Origin of the sequence: Mediterraneibacter catenae (assembly GCF_008691045.1) — a bacterium.
GTDB classification, from domain to species: Bacteria; Bacillota; Clostridia; order Lachnospirales; family Lachnospiraceae; genus Mediterraneibacter; species Mediterraneibacter ornithocaccae.
Genome location: NZ_VMSO01000042.1, coordinates 1 through 9328, shown reverse-complemented (window position 1 = coordinate 9328; position 9328 = coordinate 1). Strand labels below are relative to the sequence as shown.

The 9328-nt window shown below is 46.3% G+C and carries 8 protein-coding genes; 1 reads left to right on the top strand and 7 read right to left on the bottom strand.

Going from position 1 to position 9328, the window contains the following annotated elements:
• Nucleotides 1–81: 81 nt before the first annotated feature.
• The 7 genes from groL to FNY66_RS15060 form a co-directional block, all read right to left on the bottom strand.
• The gene (gene groL / locus FNY66_RS15090) at nt 82–1704 is read right to left on the bottom strand and encodes a chaperonin GroEL (RefSeq protein ID WP_087152539.1); all 1623 of its coding nucleotides are present in this window, start codon (nt 1702–1704) and stop codon (nt 82–84) included.
• A 74-nt stretch (nt 1705–1778) separates the two neighbouring features.
• Nucleotides 1779–2066, bottom strand: a complete 288-nt coding sequence (locus tag FNY66_RS15085) for a co-chaperone GroES (RefSeq protein ID WP_087152540.1) — start codon at nt 2064–2066, stop codon at nt 1779–1781.
• Between the two features lie 316 nt (nt 2067–2382).
• Entirely contained in the window at nt 2383–2709 is a 327-nt protein-coding gene (locus FNY66_RS15080; protein WP_087152541.1) for a hypothetical protein, read from the bottom strand.
• Nucleotides 2710–2725: 16 nt separating this feature from the next.
• Nucleotides 2726–3505, bottom strand: coding sequence for a GTP-sensing pleiotropic transcriptional regulator CodY (gene codY, locus FNY66_RS15075; protein ID WP_087152542.1), 780 nt, complete (start codon nt 3503–3505; stop codon nt 2726–2728).
• A gap of 114 nt (nt 3506–3619) precedes the next feature.
• Complete coding sequence (gene topA / locus FNY66_RS15070) at nt 3620–5698, bottom strand: type I DNA topoisomerase (RefSeq protein ID WP_087152543.1); 2079 nt, start codon at nt 5696–5698, stop codon at nt 3620–3622.
• 26 nt (nt 5699–5724) lie between these two features.
• Nucleotides 5725–6825 (bottom strand): DNA-processing protein DprA, encoded by a 1101-nt coding sequence (gene dprA / locus FNY66_RS15065; RefSeq protein WP_150311657.1) that lies wholly within the window; start codon nt 6823–6825, stop codon nt 5725–5727.
• A gap of 3 nt (nt 6826–6828) precedes the next feature.
• Nucleotides 6829–8424 (bottom strand): YifB family Mg chelatase-like AAA ATPase, encoded by a 1596-nt coding sequence (locus tag FNY66_RS15060; protein WP_150311656.1) that lies wholly within the window; start codon nt 8422–8424, stop codon nt 6829–6831.
• 269 nt (nt 8425–8693) lie between these two features.
• Between FNY66_RS15060 and sigK the strand changes: the two genes are divergently transcribed.
• Nucleotides 8694–9320 (top strand): RNA polymerase sporulation sigma factor SigK, encoded by a 627-nt coding sequence (sigK, locus tag FNY66_RS15055; protein ID WP_087152545.1) that lies wholly within the window; start codon nt 8694–8696, stop codon nt 9318–9320.
• Nucleotides 9321–9328 lie beyond the last annotated feature (8 nt).

The following is a 9328-nucleotide window of genomic DNA, read 5'->3' as shown; positions in this document are numbered from 1 at the left end:
CGTGGATACGTGAATTGTCTGTGCTGTATCAATCTGTTTTGTGCTGTTTTTCAATTATGAGCCTGTACGATAAATCCGAAATTACATCATACCCATTCCAGCGCCGCCTGCCGGTGCTGCCGGCTGTGGCTCTTTGATCGTGGATACTACGGACTCTGTTGTGAGCAGTGTAGATGCAACGCTTGTTGCGTTCTGCAGAGCACTTCTTGTAACCTTTGCAGGATCCAGGATTCCATTCTCTACCATATCTACATACTCTTCTTTGTAAGCGTCAAATCCTGTTCCCGGCTCTGACTCTCTTACTTTATTTACAATGACTGCTCCTTCAAGACCTGCATTTGCAGCGATCTGATACAGCGGAGCCTCAAGAGCTTTCAGGATGATCCTTGCGCCTGTCTTCTCGTCGCCTTCCAGCTCTTCTGTCATCTTGGCAACTTCTTTTGCTGCATGGATATATGCAGATCCGCCACCTGCGATGATTCCTTCTTCAACTGCTGCTCTTGTAGCATTCAGAGCGTCTTCCATACGGAGTTTTGCTTCTTTCATCTCTGTCTCTGTAGCTGCACCTACGCGGATAACTGCTACGCCGCCAGCCAGTTTTGCAAGTCTCTCCTGAAGTTTCTCTCTGTCGAAGTCAGATGTTGTCTCTTCGATTGCTTTCTTGATCTGAGCGATTCTGTCGTTGATTGCGTTCTTGTCTCCGCATCCGTCAACGATGACTGTGTTCTCTTTCTGTACTTTAACAGATTTTGCACGTCCGAGCTGATCCATTGTCGTCTCTTTCAGATCAAGTCCGAGCTCCTCGGAGATTACCTGGCCGCCTGTCAGGATAGCGATATCCTGAAGCATCTCTTTTCTTCTGTCGCCGTATCCCGGTGCTTTAACTGCAACAACATTGAATGTTCCACGCAGTTTATTTACGATCAGAGTTGTAAGAGCCTCTCCTTCGATATCTTCAGCAATGATGAGAAGTCTTGCTCCGGACTGTACAACCTGCTCAAGAAGCGGCAGGATATCCTGGATATTGGAAATCTTCTTGTCAGTGATCAGGATATACGGATCCTCAAGAACAGCCTCCATCTTCTCCATATCTGTTGCCATATAAGCGGAAATGTATCCGCGGTCAAACTGCATACCTTCTACAAGATCCAGTTCTGTCTGCATTGTCTTGGACTCTTCGATCGTGATAACACCGTCATTGGAAACCTTCTCCATTGCATCGGCTACCATCTCGCCTACAGCCTCGTCTCCTGAGGAAACAGCAGCAACTCTTGCAATCTGCTCTTTGCCTTTTACTTTGCTGCTCATGGCCTGGATTGCCTCAACAGCTTTGTCTGTCGCTTTCTTCATACCTTTTCTCAGTACGATCGGGTTAGCGCCGGCCTCAAGGTTCTTCATACCTTCATGTACCATCGCCTGTGCCAGAACTGTAGCTGTTGTAGTACCGTCTCCGGCAACATCATTTGTCTTAGAAGCAACTTCTCTGATGAGCTGTGCTCCCATGTTTTCAAATCCGTCTTCCAGCTCGATCTCTTTTGCGATCGTAACACCATCATTTGTGATCAGCGGTGCGCCGAAAGATTTGTCAAGGACAACGTTTCTTCCTTTTGGTCCAAGTGTAACTTTTACTGTATCTGCCAGCTGGTTCACGCCTTTTTCCAATGCTGCTCTGGCTTCAGCTCCGTATTTGATTTCCTTTGCCATGTCAATACATCTCCTTAATTTCAGTTATTGATAAAATTTCTTTTTATATCAGTCTTGTCAAATGATTTCAATATTTATGCTTCAACGATTGCCAGAATATCATTCTGTTTTACGATGATATACTCTTCACCGTCCAGCTCAACATCTGTTCCCGCATATTTGGAGTAGATTACTTTGTCGCCGACTTTAACCTGCATCACTACTTCTTTTCCATCTATATTTCCGCCAGGTCCTACAGCGATAACCTCTGCCTCCTGGGGTTTCTCTTTTGCCTGTCCCGGAAGAACGATACCGGATTTTGTTGTCTCTTCTGCTTCTAACTGTTTTAAAACAATTTTGTCACCTAATGGTACTAACTTCATTGTAATTCCTCCTTGATTTTGTTTTGTTAGCACTCATTTCTCACGAGTGCTAAACCTCATGAATATAAAATAGCACTCCACTTTCAATTTGTCAACACAGTTTACAAGGTTTTTATATTTTATAACAACAGTTCAGTCATCTGATGTCAGGAGACGGATTTATGCTTGCATAAGAATCCGGCGACTGACAGACAGATGTGCTGAGCGCCGGTTTAGGAGCAAAGCAGCGGCGCAGCCGCAATAAGCACGACAGTGCGGCTTAGCGAGTGGCGCGGGCTGAACTGTTACGTTTTCTATAGACAAACAAAACGTGCCCTCAGGCACGTTTCGTCATCTTTCTTCCTTCGTATACATTATAAAAGCCATTCTCTATTCTGAACTTTAACAGATTTCTGTCTTCCTGACAGTACCGTTCTTTTACTACTCCGGTACAGTATAGAAGCTCGGTACGCGTCGATATATAACATCTGTACTTTGCATCCAGGGAGATAGCCTCCAGTTTGTCTTCCATCAATTCCAGATATATGAAATCTTCCTCCGGATCATATTTCCGGACTCTGCACTGGCGTGTCGAATCATCAAAAATACCATCGGCAGAGAGGATCTTTTCCATTCTGAGATCAACAGGATTTCCTTCGTACATAGCTCAGCCCTCCAGCCTACATCCGCTCTTTTTTAATCTTTTCAAGCTCCGTAAACACATAGTCGTTAAGAACTTTGATATAGGTGCCCTTCATACCGGATGAACGGGATTCGATTACGCCTGCACTCTCGAATTTGCGGAGTGCATTGACGATCACCGAGCGTGTGATTCCCACACGGTCCGCCACCTTGCTTGCCACAAGAATTCCTTCAGTGCCGCCAAGCTCATCAAAGATATGTATGATCGCCTCGAGTTCAGAGAACGACAGAGTGCTGATCGCGGACTGCACGATGTGCTCTTTTCTTGTCTCCTCGGCATTTTCTTCATTTACCGAACGCAGCATCTCAAGCCCTACCACCGCAGTACCGTATTCACTCAGTATGATATCATCAATAGAGTAGGCGGAATCCTGCTTATAGATAAACAATGTTCCAAGACGCTCCCCCGCAATATCAATCGGAGTAACGATCGCCTGACACCCCTGCACCGCATCAGCTGAAAATCCGAGAGTTTCCAGGTTAACATTTTCCTTTGTAGAAAGAATACTCAAAAGACGCTCATTCAACATTGCATCAATATGTGAACCGACTGCTTCTGTAATCAGTTCATGAATCTCTCTCACGTTCGGACATTTACTCACTCCGAGAATTTTGCCCTTCCGGCTGACCACAAGTACATTCGAATCAAGTATCTCTGTAAGGACAGCACAGATATCGTTAAATACTACTTTGCTCGAATTGTTATTATGGAGCAGCTTATTGATCTTTCTTGTCTTGTCTAATAATTGTACGCTCATTATTTCCTCCGCATATCTTCTGTATATCACAATTGTATATACAAATTCTGATAAATCACTGGATAAACATATGTTATCATACAATTTTCAGAATAGCAATGCAATTTCACTCTTTTATTCTTTCTTTTTATTTAATGCGGTGACATACCCGCATTTTTCGTCAGCACAGACCAGCTTATTTCCTTTTTCAAGCATGTATCCGCCACATTCAGGACATTTTTCTTTAGATGGTTTCTGCCAGGACATGAACTCACACTCCGGATTATTCTCGCATCCGTAATATTTTCTGCCTTTTTTCGTCTTACGGATCACTACATCCTTGCCGCAGACTGGACACGGAACACCGATTTTTTCCAGATACGGCTTCGTATTGCGGCACTCCGGGAATCCCGGACACGCAAGGAATTTACCGTGCGGGCCATATTTGATGACCATATTCCTGCCGCATTCTTCGCAGATAACATCTGTCACTTCATCCTCGATCTTAACTGTTTCAAGCTCTTTTTCCGCTTTCTGTACAGCTTCCTCAAGATCCGGATAGAAGTTACGTATGATTTCTTTCCATTCCACTTTTCCTTCTTCAACCATATCGAGAAGGCCTTCCATGTTGGCAGTAAAATTCACATCCACAATACTCGGGAAAGACTGTTTCATCATATTGTTGACCACTTCCCCGATCTCGGTCAGATACAGATTCTTCGCCTCTTTTGTCACATATCTCCTGCCGAGAATAATAGAAATCGTGGGCGCATAAGTACTGGGCCGTCCGATTCCCAGTTCCTCAAGAGCCTTGACAAGGCTTGCCTCAGTATAATGTGCCGGAGGCTGAGTGAAGTGCTGTTTAGGATCAAGTTCCTCTTTTGTCAGCACAGAATCCATACTCAGATTTCCTACAAGCACATTGCTCTCTTCTTTTTCTTCGTCAGCCTCTGTGTATACAGAGCGGAAACCGTCAAACAGCAGCTTGGATGCCGACACAGTAAAGCAGTATTCATCCGCGCCGATCTTCACAGAAGTCGCCTCGTATCGCGCCGGATTCATGCGGCTTGCAGCAAAACGTTTCCAGATCAGCTGATACAGCCTGAACTGGTCTCGCGTCAGAGAGTCTTTCAGCGATGCCGGCGTCCTTGTTATATCTGTCGGACGGATTGCCTCGTGCGCATCCTGTATTTTCTTGCCGCCGTTAGGAGCCTCCTGCCTTGGCGCCGCATACTCTTTTCCATAATTTGAAGAAATATATTCTCTTGCAGCTGCGTCAGCTTCATCTGCGATTCTTGTAGAATCCGTACGCAGGTAGGTGATGACACCGACAGTTCCGTTTCCTTTGATATCTACACCCTCATAGAGCTGCTGGGCTATACGCATTGTCTTCTGAGTCCCGAAATTCAACGCCTTTGCAGCCTCCTGCTGAAGCGTACTGGTAGTAAACGGCAACGGTGCCTTTCGGATACGTTCTGTCGTTTTAATATCTGTTATCCTGTACTGGGCATTCTCGATTTTTCGAAGAATTTCATTTAACTCTTCTTCAGAACGGATTGTGATCTTTTTCTTATCTGTTCCATAAAATCTTGCTACAAGCGGCCGTTTCTCCCCTTTGATCTTAAGAACAGCGTCCAGCGTCCAGTACTCTTCCGGGATAAACGCATTGATTTCATCCTCTCTGTCCGCAACGAGCCGAAGCGCAACAGACTGGACACGTCCGGCACTCAGCCCGCGCTTTACTTTTGCCCAGAGAAGCGGACTGATCAGATATCCCACCATGCGGTCAAGAACACGTCTGGCCTGCTGTGCATCGACCAGGTTCATGTCGATATCACGCGGAGCCTTAAGCGATGCCTTCACTGCATTTTTGGTAATTTCGTTAAATGTGATACGGCGCATCTTCTTCTCATCCAGCTTAAGTGCAGCTGCAAGATGCCATGAAATCGCCTCTCCTTCCCGGTCAGGGTCGGTCGCCAGATACACTTTATCCGACTTTTTCACTTCTTTTCTCAGACTTGCAAGAATATCTCCCTTGCCGCGTATCGTAATGTATTTCGGCTCATAATCATGCTCGATATCAATGCCGAGTGAACTCTTCGGCAGATCCCGTACATGTCCCTGAGATGCTGCGACCGTATAATTACTTCCCAAAAATTTCTTGATCGTCTTTACTTTCGCAGGTGACTCCACGATAACAAGATAATGCGCCATAAAACTGACTCCCTCCATTGGCCGGCTTATGCCCTATATTCTGAAATAACATAATAATTCTTTGATATTTCCCGTACATATCCCTGCAGTTCCAGAGAGATAAGTTTCTCCAGAACTTCCCTGATATTCAGTTTTGTCTCACGGACAAGCTGATCCAGACTCTTGGGATACAAACCGAGACAACTATACACCAATTTTTCGGCACTTTCAAGCATTTTTTCATTTTTGGTTTCCTTTTTGCTCTCCTTTTCCGTCCTGTTTTTTCCGATTCCCCACTCTTCCAGGAGCAGCTCCGGAGTGAGCAGAATCCCCGCGCCCTGGCGGATCAAGTGGTTGCAGCCGTCGCTTAATGCACTGTTCACCGGTCCGGGAAGTGCATAGATATCTTTTCCCTGTTCCAAAGCCAGATCGACTGTGATGAGCGATCCACTCTTTTGCCCTGCCTCCATTACCAGAACAACATCGGACAATCCGCTTATGATCCGGTTACGGGCAGGAAAATTATAGGCAAGCGGTGCCATTCCCGGCGGCTGTTCCGATATGATCCCTCCTCCCTGCTCCAAAATATCAACATACAGACCGATATGTTCTCTTGGGTAGCACACGTCCACGCCTGATCCCAGCACAGCGAACGTCCGGCCTCCTGCAAGCAAGGCCCCCCGGTGTCCCATCCCGTCTATCCCTCTCGCCATCCCGCTGATAATCTCTACTCCGCACGCCGCAAGCGCCTGCGCGAAGTCAATAGCGTATTTTTCACCGTATGGCGTGCACCGTCTCGCGCCGATGACCGCAGCTTTTCTGGTCTGTACCTGCGGCAGATTTCCTTTCACATAAAGAGCATACGGATAATCTGCAATCTCTTTCAGTCGTTCCGGATACTCTCCGGAAAAATACGGAACAAACCGGATGTTCTTTTCACACATTCTTTTATAGTCTGTGCGAAAATCGCTGTTTTCCTGCGCCTGCATAATTTTATTTCTGTCATTCTCATTCAAGAACTCAAATCGGCGTAATTGTGTTTCTTCCATATAATAAATCGCTTCCGCTGTTTTCATACATTCTCTCAGCCTGATCTTTTTATTAGCATACACGCCCTGTATGCCCGCCAGCCAGAACTCATATTCCATAACCTATCTCCTCCAGTATTTCCGGTCCACCATTCTGTATCCGAGTGCTTCTCGCAAATGCTCCTCCCTGATCTGCTCTTCACCTTCCAGATCGGCGATCGTACGCGCCGTCTTTATAACTCTGTGATATGCGCGTACACTCAATTCCATCATTGTAAATGCGCGTTCCATAAGTTTATCACCGGACGCCCCCAGTCTGCAGTAACGTTTCAGTCCGTCAATTCCCAGCATAGCGTTCGTTGTAATCTCCGTTCCCCTGTAGCGTTCTTTCTGTATTTCCCTTGCCCGGCACACCCGCTTTCTGATGTCCGCAGAGCTCTCACACTTCTTTTCTTCTGTCAGCTCCTCATACTTTATCCTGGGCGCCTCAGCGCACAGATCGATCCTGTCCAGAAATGGATGGCTGATTCTACTCAGATACATCTGTATCTGCGCCGGTGTACATGTACACTTCTCCGGATCAGGATAATGTCCGCACGGACACGGATTCATCGCCGCAACCAGCATAAAATCTGCCGGAAAGGCATAGTTTCCGTGTACCCTTGTTATCCGGATACTGCGCTCTTCCAGCGGCTGCCGAAGCACTTCCAGCACACTTTTCCTGAATTCCGGCAGTTCATCCAGAAACAGCACGCCTCCGTGGGCAAGACTGATCTCTCCCGGATGAGGGACCAGCCCTCCGCCGATCAGCGCAGCCTTTGTAGCTGTATGGTGTACTTTCCTGAAAGGTCTCGTACGTATCAAAGGGGATTCCTTATTTAAAAGTCCAAGCACACTATAAATCTTTGTAATCTCCATACTTTCTTCTAAATCCAAAGGCGGTAAAATGCCTGCAACGCACTTTGCAATCGTTGATTTTCCGCTTCCGGGAGGCCCGATCATCAGGAGATTATGTCCTCCTGATACTGCGATCTCCGCCGCTCTTTTTACGTTTTCCTGTCCCCTTATCTCAGAAAAATCCGGTACGTACCTGCTATTTCCTTCCGGTTCAAAGGATGGTCCCCCCTGCTTCATCTCTCCTTTCCCGACATTACACACTGTATTTGTTATCATTCGTACTCCATTGTCCGACACAGCATATCCCCTACTGCCTTTCAGGAAATCAACAGCTTCCTGAAGGTTTTCCACGCCAATGACTTGAAGTCCTTTTACGAGAGCTCCTTCCGTCTCATTGTCCTTTGGAATGATACAGCATCTGATCCCACTTTCAAAAGCAGTCATTGCCGCCGGTAATATTCCGGGCACTTTTCTTACCCGGCCATCCAGGCTCAGTTCCCCGATAATAAGGCACTTTTCCGCCCTTCCGGATGGTATCTGTCCCAGCGATGTCAAAATTGCGACCGCAATCGGAAGGTCAAACGATGCTCCTCTCTTCCTGAGCGTGGCCGGTGACAGATTGATCACCGTGCGCTTTGCCGGATAGTCATAACCCGAATTTCTGATAGCAGTGCGCACTCGTTCTCCCGCTTCTTTGACCTCTGACGACAGATATCCCACCATGTGAAATACCGGCAGTCCATTAGATACATCCGCTTCCACCCGGACAACTTCTGCTGTCAGTCCTTCGATAGCCGCGGATAAAATTGTACTAAAACTCATCTGTACCCCTTTCTCCGGAGCACAATGACAATATACCTGTATAAAAAACCTGCTTAAAACACTGAGATTCCCGGCCGATCCGGCCAGATGCCCTCCCTCAAGGGCAAGATTGCCGAAGATGAATTTCTTCGAAAATGTATGTTCATCATACTTCATACCATCAGCCAGTGTCAATATGCATTTTCACACTGTGTCCATCTTTTATATGGAAAAGCACAATCCTCCGCTTTTTTTCATAAACTATACCAAATGTGCTAAGAGGTGTCATCGTGCAGTCTTTTCCCAATCCCCTCACTCCCTCGGAAGAAAAATATTACATCCAGAAATACACGGAGGGCGACCTCGAGGCAAAACACATCCTGATTGAACGCAACCTAAGACTCGTAGCTCATGTAATCAAAAAATATCAGAATCTCGAAGAAGACCCTGAGGATCTGATCTCGATCGGAACAATCGGACTGATCAAGGCAGTAGTGACATTTAATCCCGATAAAGGCAACCGGCTTGCCGCTTATGCATCGCGCTGTGTGGAAAACGAAATACTTATGCATCTCCGTTCAAAAAAGAAAGTCTCGAAAGAAATCTCTTTGTACGAACCGATCGGAACAGACCGCGAAGGTAATGAAATCAAGCTCTATGATATTATCGAGACAGATGACGTTGATGTCCCTGAAAAAATCTATCTCAAAGAAAATATACAGAAACTCTATGAAAAAGTCGAAAACGAGCTTTCCGCCAGAGAAAAGCTCGTTTTAAAAATGCGGTATGGGCTGTATAACGGAGAGGAATACACACAGCGGGAAATTGCCAGGCAGATCGGGATTTCCCGCTCTTACGTCTCAAGGATAGAGAAGAGCGCGATTGAGAAACTGCGGGAGCACTTCAAAGAAGAATGAAATTCCGG